Here is a 14,739-nt window from a genome sequence, read left to right as displayed (position 1 = left end):
GAGCGCGACACTCTCATCCCCTTGCAGGACGCAATACCATTATGAAAGAAGTAAAGTTTCGGTGGGTTGACCGTTATCTCATTCACCTCACGATCAGCGAAAAATTTCTCATCACCTTCTGGTGTCCGCTGTTGTTCATCGCCTTTATCAGCTGGTATCTGCTGGCAGACGGCCATCAGCAGGAGATGCAACTGCGCCTGGAGCAGCTCAAGCAGCGGGTCGAACTGAGCGCCCAGCTGGCCAGCCAGCACGCCGATCTGACCCTGCCGGCCGAGCTCACGCTGAGCCCGACCGGCAGCACAGGGTTGACCCAGCAGGGCGACATCTATCGGTACGGCGCCAGCGCCGGCCAGGCCGGGGTCGTCACCGGTACCCTGGATGCCTCCCGCTACTCCCTGTGGGATGGTCAAGGAACCACCCTCACCATCATAGCCGTGCTGGCCGCCCTGCTGGCCCTGGTGACCCACTACCTGATGACCTTTGTGTCGGGGGCGCTCTACTCCACCAACAAGGCGCTGCAGACCGTGGCGGATGGCGATCTCACCTTCCGCCTCAACTTCTTCCCGGTGCGCGACGAGTTCTCCATTCTGGCCGGCAGCATCGACCGCTTCACCGACCGCCAGCACAAGATAGTACAGCTGGTGGAGGAGTCCGCCGAGGCGCTGACCATGGCCGCTGACGAGTTTCGCGATCATGCCAGCGAAGGCGAAACCATGGCCCGCTCCCAGCGCCAGCACATGGACTCCCTGGCCGCCGCCATGGAGCAGATGTCCGCCGCCATTCGCGAGGTTGCCCGCAACGCCAACGACACCCTGCAGCAGACCCGCCAATCTAGCGAAGAGGCGGCCAACGGCGCCTCCCGGGTATCGCGCACCATCACTGCCATTCGCACCCTGGCCGACGAGATTGGCAACGCCTCCGGCGCGGTGGAGCGGCTGACCCACAATGCCAATCGCATCAACGAAGTGGTCAACGTCATCAACGCCATCTCCCAGCAGACCAACCTGCTGGCCCTCAACGCAGCCATCGAGGCGGCCCGCGCCGGCGAGCAGGGTCGCGGCTTTGCGGTGGTGGCCGACGAGGTTCGCACCCTGGCCAGCCGCACCCAGCAGGCCACGGTAGAGATCCAGCAGATGATTGAAGAGCTGCAGGCCGGCACCGGGGCACTGAACGACATCATGGAGAAGACGGTGGAACGAGCGGCCAGCAGTCAGCAGCTCATCAGCGAGGTGGGGCTCGACATCGACAAGCTCAGCAACCACAGCGATGCGGTGCTGGAGATGAGCACCCAGATCGCCACCTCGAGCGAACAGCAGAGCTCGGTGGCAGAAGAGATCACCCGCAATCTGGATCAGGTGCGCCATGAAGCGGGCCAGGTGGAAGCGTCCGCCAGTGCCTCGGTGGCCGGCACCGCCGGCCTCAAGGCCACCGCTACCGAGCTGACCCAGGCCCTGAAAGGCCTGAAGATCTAACTTGCCGCGCAATAACGACAGAGGCCATCCCCAGGGATGGCCTCTGTCGTTTCAGCATTAACATGGGCTTGAAATAACGTCACCGAACTATTTGCGTTCAATGACGCTCCACTCATTTGATCGCGGTGCTGCCTGCGTCCCCCATCATCATGACTGCAGCAGGCTGAGAGCCATATTGGGTCGGCTGTTGGCCTGACTTAAGATGGATGAGCTCGCCTGCTGCAATATCTGGGTACGCACCAGGCGGGCCGACTCACTCGCTATGTCGGCATCCCGGATCCGTGAACGGGCAGCACTGAGGCTCTCATTGGCGTTGGCCAGATTTCGTACCCGGGCGTCCAGTGCATTGGCCTGGGCCCCGAGCCGCGAACGCTGAACCCCTAGCTGTTTCATGCCCACATCCAGCGTCTTGATCGCTCTGCTTGCATTGTCATCATTAAGAACATCAATATTATCAATGGTATATTTCTTCTTGTCTGCTTGATAGAAACCCAGTGCATGCAAGCTCGCCCCTTGCATGTCGATGTTGGAGTACTTGTCACCAGATGAGTGCAATTCCATCTGGCCGATATAAGTCGTGGGGGACACATCTGGCAAAAGAGCGCTCAAAGAAGAATTGCTGCTCACTGGCGGCGCCGGTGGTGCGGGTTGCGGAGGGGGCGTTGTGCCATTAGCCAGCGCAAGACTGTTCCCCTGTGAGCTATAAACGGTCAATGTATTGCTGGCAGGATTGTTGCTGTTGGACGCGCTTACATAAAACCCTAAACCCGCTGACTGAGCCGTATTATTGATACGCTTGACCACTTCCCTCATCAAATCGTTGTTTTCGTGCGTTGGATTGACCGGATCCCATCCAGTTATATCAATCCCGCTGGTCAAGTCCACAGAGTGGCCCGCCACATCGATATAGGATGGCAAGGCGGACAAATCGACGGAAGAGGCCACGGAAAATGGCAGTTGCCTTGCTGTTACCGGCCCCTGATTATTGGGAAAGGTAGTGCCATTGATATCAGCTACGAACCCTTCCAGGGTTGCATAATCCTTGTCAAAGATCACGCCATTGAGAGTCACGGGTTGAGATGAAAGTTTTAGATCAGCAATGTCATAAGCCCCCGGCTTGCTGCCTGCCGGACTGCGCGCTTGCCACTCCATCTCCCCCAGATTTTTGGTTTGTGCATTGAGATCGGTGATGACGGTATTCTGACCTGCATAAGCTCCAACCGAGAAGATCCCCTTATAACTCCCCGCCAGCAGTTCCTGTCCGGCAAACTGGGTACCTGTGGCGATCCGGTCCATTTCCAACTGCAGTTGCTTGAATTCAGCATTCAGGGCTATGCGATCCTCTGTCGTATTGGCACCACTCCCTGACTGCAACGCGAGAGTGCGCATCCGCTGCATCAGGTTCATCGACTCATCGAGTGCCCCATCAGCCACATTGATAACTGATATCCCATCATTGGCATTGCGGATCGCCGTGTTGGTCCCGTTTACTTCACTGGTGAGACGATTGCCAATCTGCAAGCCGGCGGCATCATCGGCAGCACTGTTGATGCGCAATCCGGATGAGAGTCGTCGATAGACCGAATCCAGCGTGTTTGATGACTGACCAAGATGACGAGACGCATTGAGGGAGGAAACATTGGTCGCAATAGAGAGTGACATGGACAGCTCGATACAAGGAAAGATTCAAAATGGCCTCCACACTATCGACATCACCAAATGGCTCTTTAGAGGAAATTGCATAGAATAAAGATAAAAATACCAATATGGATATATTTTGCGCACTCAAAGAGTGAGTTTGAGTAAAAAACAAGCATTTAAGGCCAATACTGATAAGCTGAGCAGCCAGATACGCCAACGCCGAGTTTCATGAAATTACGCGAAGCCGGTACCTGATCGCTGCTCAAGGGCAGAGAGCAGTCATGCGTCGTATGCCAGCAAAGACTGGCTTAGCAGCCCTATTGCCCTTAGAATGTGGCCCCTTTTCTTTTGACCATCTGGCAACTCCCATGAGCGCTTCCATCTATCTCGTCAAAGGCCGCGAAAAATCCCTGCTGCGTCGCCACCCCTGGATCTTCTCCAAGGGGATCGAGCGGGTTCAGGGCAACCCCATTGACGGCGATACCGTCGAGATCCTCACCCATGACGGCAAGTGGCTCGCCCGTGGCGCCTGGTCCGGCAGCTCCCAGATCCGCGCCCGGGTCTGGACCTTCGACAAGGATGAGACCGTCGATCTCGACTTCTTCATCCGTCGTCTCAAATACGCCCAAGAGTCCCGTGACGGACTCATCAAGCGTCAGGGCCTCACCGGCTATCGTCTGTGCGCCGCCGAGTCCGACGGTCTGCCGGGCTTGACCATCGACCGCTACGCCGATTTTCTGGTGTGCCAAATTCTCTCCGCCGGCGCCGAGTTCCAGCGTGAGCTGATCACCCAGGCGCTGCGCACTCTCTACCCCGAGTGCAGCATCTATGAGCGCTCCGACGTGGCGGTGCGCAAGAAGGAAGGGCTGAAAGAGCGCACCGGCGTCATCCATGGTGAGACCCCGAACGAGCCGGTGGTGATCGAGGAGAATGGCGGCGTCAAGATCCTGGTGGACATCCGCAACGGTCACAAGACCGGCTTCTATCTGGATCAGCGTGACAACCGTCAGGCCGCCGCCAAGTACACCGAAGGCAAGCGGGTGCTCAACTGCTTCTGCTACACCGGTGGTTTTGGCGTTTATGCCCTCAAGGGCGGCGCCAAGGAGGTGGTCAACGTGGATCTCTCCCAGAATGCGCTGGACATCGCCCGCCAGAACGCCGAGCTGAACGGGCTGGATACCAGCAACACCCAGTTTGTCCGTCACGACGTGTTCAAGCTGCTGCGTGAATACCGCGAGAAGGGCGAGAAGTTTGACGTCATCGTGCTGGATCCGCCCAAGTTTGCCGAGAGCAAGGCCCAGCTGCTGGGCGCCTGCCGCGGCTACAAGGACATCAACATGCTGGCGTTCCAGCTGCTGGCGCCGGGTGGCGTGCTGCTGACCTACTCCTGCTCCGGCCTGATGGAACAGAGCCTGTTCCAGAAGATCGTCGCCGATGCAGCGCTCGATGCCGGCCGCGACGCCCAGATCCTGGAGCTCTTGTCCCAGGCCTCCGATCACCCCATAGGTACCGCCTATCCGGAAGGCTTCTACCTCAAAGGGCTGGTGGTGCGGGCCCGCTAAGCCGAGCAGACCAGCGCTGGCCACCCCTTCTCCCCGGCTCCAGAGCCGGGCCGGGGTCCGGCAAGCCATCCAGAAGCCCGCGATCAAAGCGGGCTTTTTTATGCAGCTCTTGCGGCCGCCAAAGAGATAACCTCCCCTCGACGTTGCCACCAGCAGCGATGGGTGCCCCTGTCTCTCCTCTTCAACTGACTACAGCCATCCTCAATATGGAATTGCCCCATCGTTAGCCCGCTTCTCATGCCTCTTTCACCCTTGGCATGGCATACACAGCCCGCCAGCAGGGACTGCCCGGCATTTGTTTTATGCAAAAACATGAAATGTTACGCATCAACATTAAAAATATCTCGGGGAAATATCGGCCATAAACGCATATTCACTCACCTGAGTGAATATTGTTGTTTTCCCCTGTGGTTGGTCACAACCCTGCCTCTCCCGGCTCGTCAAAGCACCAGGTCGGCAGGAATGCATCATTCCATTCAGTCACGTGCCGGCGCGCCCAGCGGGAAGTAGTGCCGAAATGGTCTGGCCTCGTCCACCACCCGCACAATGGAGGGATGGCTGAGCAGACGGGCGCGATAGGCACGTAGGCGGCCATAACCAGCGGGGATCTCGTGGGCCCAGTCGGCGTAGAAGAGCGAGGGCGCGGCGGCGCAATCGGCCAGCGTGAAGTCTGCGCCGGCAATCCAGTGGCGCCCTTCCAGCCGCTGATCGAGCCAGGGGTAGATCTGATCGAGCAGCTCGCGGGCCTCCACTACGCCATAGCGGTCACGCTCAGCGGCCGGGCGCAGCATATCCAGCACCACTTTTTGCATCGGCGTCATCACATAGTTGTCGAAGACGCGATCCAGCATATGCACTTCCAAGCCCGCATCGCCAGGCGGGATCAGGCAGACAGGGCCCGGGTGGTGCGCCTGCAGATGGGCGACTATGGTGCTGCTCTCGAGGATGCAGCGACCGTCATCCAGCAGCACCGGGAAGCGCTTGAGCGGCCAGAGGGCGGCAAGTTCTGCGTTGGCCGCCGGCTCTTCGAGATTCCGGTACTCGAACGGGGTGGCATTCTCGTAGATGGCGATCAGCACCTTCTGGCTGTAGGACGAGAAAGGATGGGCATAGAGTTTCATCGGGATGCTCCTGGCACGCGGATGGATGACTCACCTAGTCTAGATCCCTTCTCCACTTCCGATGCCGCGCTCATCCCTTGCTGGTTTTTGGATGATAAGTGCGCATTCATGACGACAGTCACACCCGTATGGCTCTCTTTTAGGTAGGGTGATCCCGCCTGCGGCCGCCAAGCCGGGGCCGCCGACTCATTGATGAGCGGCACCACAACAAAAATCGATGTCAGGCCAAGCTGAACATCATCAAGGATCCCGTCATGAATCAATCATTGCCACTGTTGACACCGCTGCGGGGCATCGCTGCCCTGATGGTGGTGCTGTTTCACGCCCGCTTGCTGCTCTTTCCCCAGTGGATGGAGTCGATCGCCGGCCACACCCAACTCATCGAGAACGGCTACCTCTGGGTCGATCTCTTCTTTATTTTGAGCGGGCTGGTGCTGGCCCACGTCTATGGGGAAGACTTCGCCCGCACGCCCCGCACCATAAGTTATGGCCGCTTCCTCTGGCTGCGGCTGACCCGGGTTTATCCCCTCTACCTGGTGACCCTGCTGCTGCTGGTTGGCTGGGAGCTCTACAAGGCCCACCATGGGATTGGCTTCTACGCCGGCCCCCTGTTCAAGATGTGGGAGTGGGAAGGGATGCCCCCCTTCGGCTCCCCCTTTACCCCGGCCGAGGCACTGCCAAGCAGCCTGTTGCTGCTGCAGGTGGTGACCGATCACGGATTGACCTGGAACTTCGCCGCCTGGTCGCTGAGCGTGGAGTGGATTAGCTATCTGCTGTTTCCGCTGCTCATTCCGCTCGCCGTCACCCACAGCCGCTGGAGCAACCTCGCCCCTTTGCTGGCCCTGACTGTGCTGGCCTTTATCGTGCACAGCCGGGGTACCCTGGATGTCACCAGCGGGGCACTGGCCATCGGGCGCGGGGTGAGTGAATTCGTGCTCGGCCTCTGGCTGCTGCCGAAGGTCAAGGCTGCCCGCCAGTGGCCCATGATGCAGCAAGATCTGCCGCTGCTGCTCGCCTTTCTGCTCCCCTTCGCGCTGATGCAGTTCACCATGACGCCGCAGCTGACCCTGCTGCTGATCAGCGCCTACGTGTTGCTGATCTGGATTGCCGCCTGCCAGGGCGATCGCCAGAGCCCGCTGCTGCGCCTGCTGGATAACCGCGTCACCAACTGGCTGGGGGATCTCTCCTACTCTATCTACCTGCTGCACGCCCTGGTACTGCTCACCGGCTGCGAGCTTGTCCACTATCTGGCGCCGGGGCTCACCGAGTGGTGGTATGCCCAGACCCCCCCCCTGCTGGGGGTGCTGGCCACCTTGTTGATGCTGGCAGCGCTGATCGGGCTCTCGTCCCTCAGCTACACCCTGCTGGAGCGGCCGCTGCAACGGCGCTTGCGCCGGCTCGGCAAGGCTCGCCAGCCGGTGATGGAGCAAGCCGGCTAAGTTCCCCACCAAAGATGGCCCCGATGGCAGCATGGCTTGCCTTCGGGGCTACATTGGGGAGAGCCTTGTCAGCGACATGGCGAGGGCGGCCCCCTTCCTCTAAAGCCGCCAATTCCCTGCGCTTTGTGTGAATTCCAGTTCGAACCAGAGCGGCCATTTGTGGCATAATGGCCCGTCCTGTGGCCCTTGGCGGGGCTGCGCCGGCGCATCTGTCGCCTCTCCTCCCCCGTCCTGCCAGACTGCCTTGCACGGCTGCCTGACATCGCTGCGCTCACAGCCAGCCTGGGCCACCCGAATTTCGCGCGCATACGCGCACATTTGACGGCTATACAGAGCCGCTGCACTTATTTGTACACGCAAGTTTGCACACACAAGGGGAAAGTATGTCTTCCATTCGTCTGACCCAATACAGCCACGGCGCTGGCTGCGGCTGCAAAATCTCTCCCAAGGTGCTCGACACCATTCTCAAGAGCCAGATCCCGGGCTTTGACGACCCGACCCTGGTGGTCGGCAACAGCAGTAAGGATGACGCGGCCGTGGTCGATATCGGCAACGGTCAGGGTATCGTCTCCACCACCGACTTCTTCATGCCCATCGTCGATGATCCCTTCACCTTCGGCCGCATCGCCGCCACCAACGCCATCAGCGACATCTACGCCATGGGCGGCAAACCCATTGTCGCCATTGCCATCCTCGGCTGGCCCATCAACACCCTGGCGCCGGAAGTGGCCCAGCAGGTGATTGACGGTGGCCGTCAGGTGTGTCACGAAGCCGGTATTTCTCTGGCCGGCGGCCACAGCATCGATGCCCCCGAGCCCATCTTCGGCCTCGCGGTGACCGGTATCGTGCCGCTCAACGCCATCAAACAGAACGACACCGCCAAGGTGGGTGACATCCTTTATCTGACCAAGCCCCTTGGCATCGGCATCCTCACCACCGCCCAGAAAAAGGGCAAGCTCAAGCCCGAGCACGAGCAGTTGGCCCCCAACGCCATGTGCACCCTCAACAAGATTGGCCAGCGCTTTGCCGAACTGCCCGGCGTACACGCCATGACCGACGTGACCGGCTTTGGTCTGGCCGGCCATCTGCTGGAGATGTGCGAAGGTTCCGGCGTCAGTGCCCGCCTGGACTTCAAGGCGCTGCCGCTGCTGGACGAGGTGGATTACTACCTGAGCGAGGGCTGCGTACCGGGCGGTACCCTGCGCAACTTCGACTCCTATGGCGCCAAGCTGGACGCCATGGACGATCGCACCCGCAACATCCTGTGCGATCCGCAGACCAGCGGCGGCCTGCTGGTAGCCGTCGGTAAAGAAAGCGAAGCCGAGCTCCTCGCCATTGCCGCACAGGCAGGGCTGACCCTTTCCCCCATCGGCCAACTGCAGGCCCAAACCGGCAACCAGTTCATCGAGGTTGTCCAATGAGTGCTCTGCCACTGGCCACGGATTACGCCCGGATTTTTCTGGATGACGTTCCGCTCATCGACCTGCGCGCCCCCATCGAGTTCAAGGAGGGGGCCTTCCCCTGCTCGACCAATCTGCCATTGATGACAGATGACGAGCGGGCCAAGGTCGGTACCTGCTTCAAGCAGCAGGGGCAGGCGGCCGCCATCGCACTGGGCCATCAACTGGTCGGTGGCGCGGTGCGGGCCGAGCGCCTCGAAGGCTGGCTGGCCCAGCTGCGCCGGCAGCCGGATGCCGTGATCTACTGTTTTCGCGGCGGTCTGCGCTCGCAAACGGTACAGCAGTGGCTGCATGAGACGGGAGTCACCCGCCCGCGGGTGGCCGGTGGCTACAAGGATCTGCGTCGCTTCCTCATCGACACGCTCGACGGGGCGGCAGCCGAGTGCCACTGGAGCGTGCTGACCGGCATGACCGGCTCCGGCAAGACCCACATGCTGGCCAAGGTGGCCCAGGCGCTGGATCTGGAAGGCCATGCCCATCACAGGGGATCGTCCTTTGGCCAACTACCCGGCGGCCAGCCCAGCAACATAAACTTTGAAAACAACATGGCCATCGAGCTGCTCAAGCGCCGTCAGCAGGGGGAGCAGCGTTTCGTGGTGGAAGACGAAAGCCGCCTCATCGGCCGCTGCTGCCTGCCCAATTCACTGTTTGACACCATGAGCCAGGCCCCGCTGGTGGTGGTCGAGGTGCCGCAAGAGGAGCGTGCCGAGCAGATCCGCCAAGACTATGTACACGATCTCTGGCTGCGTTATGAGGAGCGTTTCGGCGCCGAAGAGGGCTGGCCGCTGTTTGCCGCCTACCTCACCGATGCCCTGGCCAGACTCAAGCGCCGGCTCGGCGATCAGGCCCATCGCGAGCTGGATCAGTTGATGCAAGTGGCTCTCGAAGAGCAAGGCCGCAGTGGCCACACCGAACTGCACCTGGCCTGGATCACTCTGCTGCTGACCCGCTACTACGACCCCATGTATCTCTACCAGCTTGGCAACAAGCGCGAGCGCGTCATCTTCCAGGGCGACAAGCAGGCCTGCCTCGACTTCTTTGCCCAGCAGCGTGCCTGATCTTCACCGTACAAGAGGACCCCATATGTTGAAATTCGAGGTGATCCCGGTCACCCAGTTTGCCCAGAACTGCTCCCTCATCTGGTGCGACGAGACCCATCAGGCCGCCCTCATCGATCCGGGCGGAGAGGCGGACAAGCTGCTGGCCGCCATCGCCAAACGGGGGTTGACCCTCACTCACATCCTGCTGACCCACGGTCATCTGGATCACGTGGGTGCCGCCGCAGAGCTGCGCGACAGAACCGGCATCACCATCACAGGCCCCCACAGGGAAGATGCCTTCTGGCTCGACATGCTGCCCCAGCAGAGCCAGATGTTCGGCTTTGCTCATACTCCGGCCTTTACACCGGATAGCTGGCTCGAACAGGGTGACAAGGTGCAGGTTGGCAAGTGCGAGCTGGAGGTCTACTTCTGCCCGGGTCACACTCCGGGCCATGTGGTGCTGCTCAGCCAGGCCGAGCGGCTCGCCTGGGTGGGCGATGTGCTGTTTGCCGGCAGCATAGGTCGGACCGACTTCCCGCGCGGGGATCACGGGACGCTGATCAAGTCGATCACCGAGACCCTGCTGCCGCTGGGGGACGACATCATCTTCATTCCGGGGCACGGCCCCAGCTCGACGTTTGGCCGCGAGAAGGCAAGCAATCCCTACCTGACGCAACCTATCTGGTGATCTCTCGCTCCTCGCGGGTGTCCCACTGGCTCTTGAGACGCAAGATCTCCGGCATGATCTCGAGAAAACGTGCGAGCAGCCGGGGATCGAAATGCTGGCCAGCACCGTCACGCAGCGTGGCCAGCACCTGCTCCAACGGCCAGGGCTCCTTGTAAGGGCGACGCACGCTCAGAGCATCAAACACATCGGCGATGGCCACGATCCGCGACGCCTCGGGGATCCCTTCGCCGGTCTCCCCTGCGGGGTAACCCGAACCATCCCACTTCTCGTGGTGATGCAAGGCAATCTCCGCCGCCATCCGAAAGATGGGGGCGTCTGAGCGGCTCAAGATCTCGTAGCCGATGCGCGGGTGGGTGCGCATGATGACCCACTCTTCTTCGGTGAGAGGACCGGGCTTCTTGAGGATGTGATCGGGGATCCCAATCTTGCCCATGTCGTGCATGGGGGCCGCCAGCTCCAGCAGCTCCGACTGCTCCGGACTCCAGCCCGCCGCACTGGCCAGCGCGCGGGCGTAGGCGGCCATGCGCCAGATATGTACCCCGGTGTCGGTGTCGTTGTAGTGACCCGCTTCGCTCAGCATCACGATGGCGGTGCGGTAGCTGTGCTCGAGCTGATCGAGGCGCACCAGAGAGAGGTGGTTGCGCACCCGGGCGCGCACCGTGCTCGGGCAGACCGGCTTGTAGATATAATCCACCCCGCCCGCCTCGAACCCCTGGCTCTCGCTGTCTGCGTTATCGCTCGCCGTGATAAACAGCACCGGGATCCCGGCGTGGGCCGGATCGGCCTTGAGCCGGCGGCACACCTCGTAGCCATCCATGTCAGGCATACGCACGTCAAGCAGGATCAGGGCGGGCTCGTGGCGCGCCACGGCGGCCAGCCCCTCCTCGCCTCCCTTGGCGAAGAAGAGGCTGTACTCCTCCTTGAGGATTTGTCGCAGCAGCCCGAGGTTGCTCGGCTCGTCGTCGATGATCAGCACACGCGGTCGGTTCATGATCCAGGTGCCTCCCGATTCTCCAGATAATCCTCCAGCTTGCAGGTGGCAAGCTGAATGTCGAACAGCTCCAGGGCCGCACTGATCTCGCTCACCAGCTCAGTGGGCAAATAGCTCTTGGCCTGACCCAGCGCAGGCTCGATCAGCTCCAGATCCTCGCTCATGAGGGCCTGACGCAGGGCGTGCAGGCACACCTCCTGCGCCTCCCCCTGCGCCAGCGGGGAGCTGACGGCACCTGGCTCGCGCCCGGCATAGATGTCGATGGCCTGCTGCGCCCGCTCCAGCGCCTCGAGCAAGGGGGCGATGAGCTGACTGGTGTCCCCCCCCTGTTCGATGGCCTCGTTCAATTCCGCACTGATGCGCGCCACATCGGTGAGCGACAGGCTGCCCGCCACCCCCTTGAGCTTGTGGGTCAGGCTCGCGGCAGCGTCCGTCTCGTGCTGGGCGATGTAACCCGGCAGCACGGTACCGACCGTCATGTAGTCATCGCGAAAACGCCGCAGGTATTTGAGATAAACCGACGCCTCGCCCCAGTTACGAAGACCGGTATCGATGTCGATGCCGGCCACCGGCTCCTGGGCTGACGGCGCGTCGCTGACCGTGATAGGTGCCACACTGTCGGGCAGGTAGCGCAGCAGGGTTGCGATGAGCTGCTCCACGTCGAGCGGCTTGGCGATAAAGTCGTTCATGCCAGAGGCCAGCGCTGCTTCGCGTTGATCCTTGAACACCCCAGCGGTGAGTGCCAGCACGGGGATATCCTCCCGTCCCGGCAGCTGGCGCAGACGACGGGTCGCCTCGTAACCATCCATCACCGGCATCTGCACGTCCATGAGCACCAGATCGATGCGCTGCGCCGAGTCGGCAAGGCAGGCCAGAGCCCGCTCCCCATCGATGGCGGTGATCACCACGGCCCCCTCCCGCTGCAGCAAGCGGGTTGCCACCTCCAGGTTGATGTCGCTGTCATCGACCAGCAGTATGTGCACGTCCGGCAGGCGCTGATGGCGCTGACCGCTTTCCAGCGGCTCCACATGTTCGCGCTTCTCGTGAATGAGGCGCGCCACCGCGTTGTAGAGACTGGAGCCGGTGACCGGTTTGTGCAGCACCAGATCCACCTGCTCCGAACCGGGGCGGCGCATCAACTCTTCCTGGGAATAAGCGGTCGCCATGATGATGATCGGCGAGCGATCCTGCTGTTCGAAGGCACGGCGAATGGCCACGCAGGTCTCGAGCCCGTCCATGCCCGGCATCATCCAGTCGAGCAGGATCACGTCGAAACGCTCCCCCTGGCGCAGCAGATGGTGCAAGGCCTGCTCGCCCGATTCCACCACCCGTGACTGCCAGCCGAGGGAGCCCACCGTCATCGACAGGGTATCGCGGGTCACCTGGTTGTCGTCGGCGATAAGCAGCGAGACGTGCTGCAGCCGTTCGTGGAAGACTTCGGGTCGCTCTACCTGAGCCAGCCGGACACGGAACCAGAATTCGCTCCCCTTGCCCAGTTCGCTGGTGACACCGATGTCGCCCCCCATCAGGCTCACCAGACGGCGGCTGATGGTCAGGCCAAGCCCGGTTCCGCCAAACCGGCGGCTGGTGGAGGAGTCGGCCTGGGAGAAGGCATTGAAGATGTTGGCCTGCTGCTCGGGCGGAATGCCGATCCCGGTGTCGCGCACCCGAAACAGCAAGGTGGCGGTGCCATCTTGCTCGGCTTCCAGCTCGACCTTCACCTCCACCTCCCCGCACTCGGTGAACTTGATGGCGTTGCCGGTCAGGTTGAGCAACACCTGTTCGAGGCGCAGGGCATCCCCAACCAGGTGAGTGGCCCGCTCGGGGGCACTGCTCACCACCAGCTCGAGGTGTTTTTCGCCCACGCAGGTGGACATGATGGCTGCCACGTGATCGAGTACCTCTTCCAGACTGAATGGCACCTGCTCGAGCTCGAGCCGGCCCGACTCAATCTTGGAGAAATCGAGGATGTCGTTGATGATCCCGAGCAGTGCCTGCCCGGCCTGGTGGATCTTGCGCACCAGGGCCCGCTGGCCATCGTCGAGCCCTCCCTGCTCGAGCAGGTAGGTCAACCCCATGATGGCGTTCATGGGGGTACGGATCTCGTGGCTCATGTTGGCGATGAAATCCCCTTTGACCCGCGCGAGCCTGGCAGCCTCCTGCTGTGCCAACTGCTCTCGATGCCGACTGTGCACCAGCGAGGCCACTCCGGCACCGAACAGCAACAGCAAGGTGGCGCAGCTGGCCGAGATGAGCCCCCAGATGTGAGTGCGAATGGCCAGCAGCTCACTGCGTGGCACCATGGAGGCGGCTTTCCAGATCAGCTGATCGTGATTGAGTGCCGGGTACAGGGTGGTCCAGCTCCACAGCCCGTCTGCCAGCTCAACCTGGCCGCTCGACGCGCCCCAGAATGCCTGCCAGGCCCGGGGAGAAGATTGCTTCAAGGTGAGGTCCGGGCGCTCGAGCATGAACCCCCACTCTTGTGCCGGATCCGGGCTGCGCAGCCAATAACCGTCCTGGTTGAGCAGCATGGTGTGATCGGCGGCCTTGCCACTGCTGTTGGTGAACTCCTTGAGCATGCGAGCGGCCTGCACGTTGATAAGCAGCAAGCCCAGATCGCGGCCCCCCAGACGCATGCGCTTGGCGATGCGGATCATGGGATTGAAGGGGCGATCGATCACCCCGTGTTCGACGTTGAGATCGAGCGGCGAAACGTAAACCCGCTCCCAGGGCAACGCCATGGCATCGCGAAAGTAGTAACGCTCCCCTTTGTTTTGCAGCTGGTCGTCGGCCACACGCTGCAGATGCTGACCCTGACGATCGATACGCACCCGCTCCATCCCGTCCGGCGCCAACCAGCGCACCTGGGCATAGTCGGGATTGCGGTTCATCAGAATGGTAAACTGGGCAGCCATGGTGTCACGCTCGCCGCGGCTCGCCGCCTCGAGCAGAATGGGCTCTTCCGACATGCTGCGCACATGGCGCAACGGCACCGCCAGCTCGTCATCGAGACGACTGCTGGCGAGCGCCAGGAAGGTGCTCTCATCACTGCGAACACGATAGAGCTCGCGCTCGACCAGTGCGTCCCCCAGCAGGTATCCCCCCACCAGGACCAGCACCAGAATGGGTGAGAACAGTAGGAAATATCCCCGTATGATTCCCTTCATGACGGTCAACACCACCCCGTGATTGGACTTGTTCGAATACTTTATATATGTCAGAGCACCACAATTGGTGTCCTGCTGTCAATCATGCCTACAAGTAAAGACTAACAGCACTAGTTGAGTATTTTATTTTTATCGGGAAAAAATTCCGTAAAAACAAA

General features: G+C 61.2%; 10 protein-coding genes. 6 read left to right on the top strand and 4 right to left on the bottom strand.

Annotated features, from left to right (window positions below; genetic code table 11):
- The first annotated feature begins 41 nt into the window (after positions 1-41).
- The gene (locus PG897_RS01610; RefSeq protein ID WP_201880595.1) at positions 42-1,472 is read left to right on the top strand and encodes a methyl-accepting chemotaxis protein; all 1,431 of its coding nucleotides are present in this window, start codon (positions 42-44) and stop codon (positions 1,470-1,472) included.
- A gap of 147 nt (positions 1,473-1,619) precedes the next feature.
- On the opposite strand, the gene PG897_RS01605 is transcribed toward PG897_RS01610, so the two are convergent.
- Positions 1,620-3,134 carry a flagellin N-terminal helical domain-containing protein gene (locus PG897_RS01605; protein ID WP_043171350.1) on the bottom strand — a complete coding sequence of 505 codons (1,515 nt, stop codon included), beginning with the start codon at positions 3,132-3,134 and terminating at the stop codon, positions 1,620-1,622.
- Between the two features lie 347 nt (positions 3,135-3,481).
- On the opposite strand from PG897_RS01605, the gene PG897_RS01600 reads away from it, so the two are divergent.
- Positions 3,482-4,675, top strand: a complete 1,194-nt coding sequence (locus PG897_RS01600; protein ID WP_005300980.1) for a class I SAM-dependent methyltransferase — start codon at positions 3,482-3,484, stop codon at positions 4,673-4,675.
- Positions 4,676-5,151: 476 nt separating this feature from the next.
- Here PG897_RS01600 and PG897_RS01595 read toward each other — a convergent pair whose 3' ends face one another.
- Positions 5,152-5,796, bottom strand: coding sequence for a glutathione S-transferase family protein (locus tag PG897_RS01595; protein WP_043171351.1), 645 nt, complete (start codon positions 5,794-5,796; stop codon positions 5,152-5,154).
- A 254-nt stretch (positions 5,797-6,050) separates the two neighbouring features.
- Here PG897_RS01595 and PG897_RS01590 point away from each other — a divergent pair, with 254 nt between their 5' ends.
- The 4 genes from PG897_RS01590 to PG897_RS01575 all read left to right on the top strand — a co-directional run bounded on the left by PG897_RS01590 (position 6,051) and on the right by PG897_RS01575 (position 10,423).
- Entirely contained in the window at positions 6,051-7,235 is a 1,185-nt protein-coding gene (locus PG897_RS01590) for an acyltransferase family protein (protein ID WP_201880598.1), read from the top strand.
- A 383-nt stretch (positions 7,236-7,618) separates the two neighbouring features.
- The gene (selD, locus tag PG897_RS01585; RefSeq protein ID WP_043171353.1) at positions 7,619-8,656 is read left to right on the top strand and encodes a selenide, water dikinase SelD; all 1,038 of its coding nucleotides are present in this window, start codon (positions 7,619-7,621) and stop codon (positions 8,654-8,656) included.
- Positions 8,653-9,753 (top strand): tRNA 2-selenouridine(34) synthase MnmH, encoded by a 1,101-nt coding sequence (mnmH, locus tag PG897_RS01580; protein WP_201880601.1) that lies wholly within the window; start codon positions 8,653-8,655, stop codon positions 9,751-9,753. The genes selD and mnmH overlap by 4 nt, the downstream gene beginning before the upstream one ends.
- 25 nt (positions 9,754-9,778) lie before the next feature.
- On the top strand, positions 9,779-10,423 hold the full coding sequence (locus tag PG897_RS01575; RefSeq protein ID WP_043171356.1) for an MBL fold metallo-hydrolase: 645 nt from the start codon (positions 9,779-9,781) through the stop codon (positions 10,421-10,423).
- Here the strand turns inward: PG897_RS01575 and PG897_RS01570 are convergent.
- Positions 10,413-11,414 (bottom strand): response regulator, encoded by a 1,002-nt coding sequence (locus PG897_RS01570; RefSeq protein ID WP_010633956.1) that lies wholly within the window; start codon positions 11,412-11,414, stop codon positions 10,413-10,415. The genes PG897_RS01575 and PG897_RS01570 overlap by 11 nt on opposite strands.
- Positions 11,411-14,581 (bottom strand): hybrid sensor histidine kinase/response regulator, encoded by a 3,171-nt coding sequence (locus tag PG897_RS01565; protein WP_201889261.1) that lies wholly within the window; start codon positions 14,579-14,581, stop codon positions 11,411-11,413. The genes PG897_RS01570 and PG897_RS01565 overlap by 4 nt, the downstream gene beginning before the upstream one ends.
- Positions 14,582-14,739 lie beyond the last annotated feature (158 nt).

Source organism: Aeromonas sp. QDB20, assembly GCF_027707805.1.
Lineage (GTDB): Bacteria > Pseudomonadota > Gammaproteobacteria > Enterobacterales > Aeromonadaceae > Aeromonas > Aeromonas dhakensis.
This window is presented reverse-complemented; position numbering and strand designations above follow the sequence as displayed.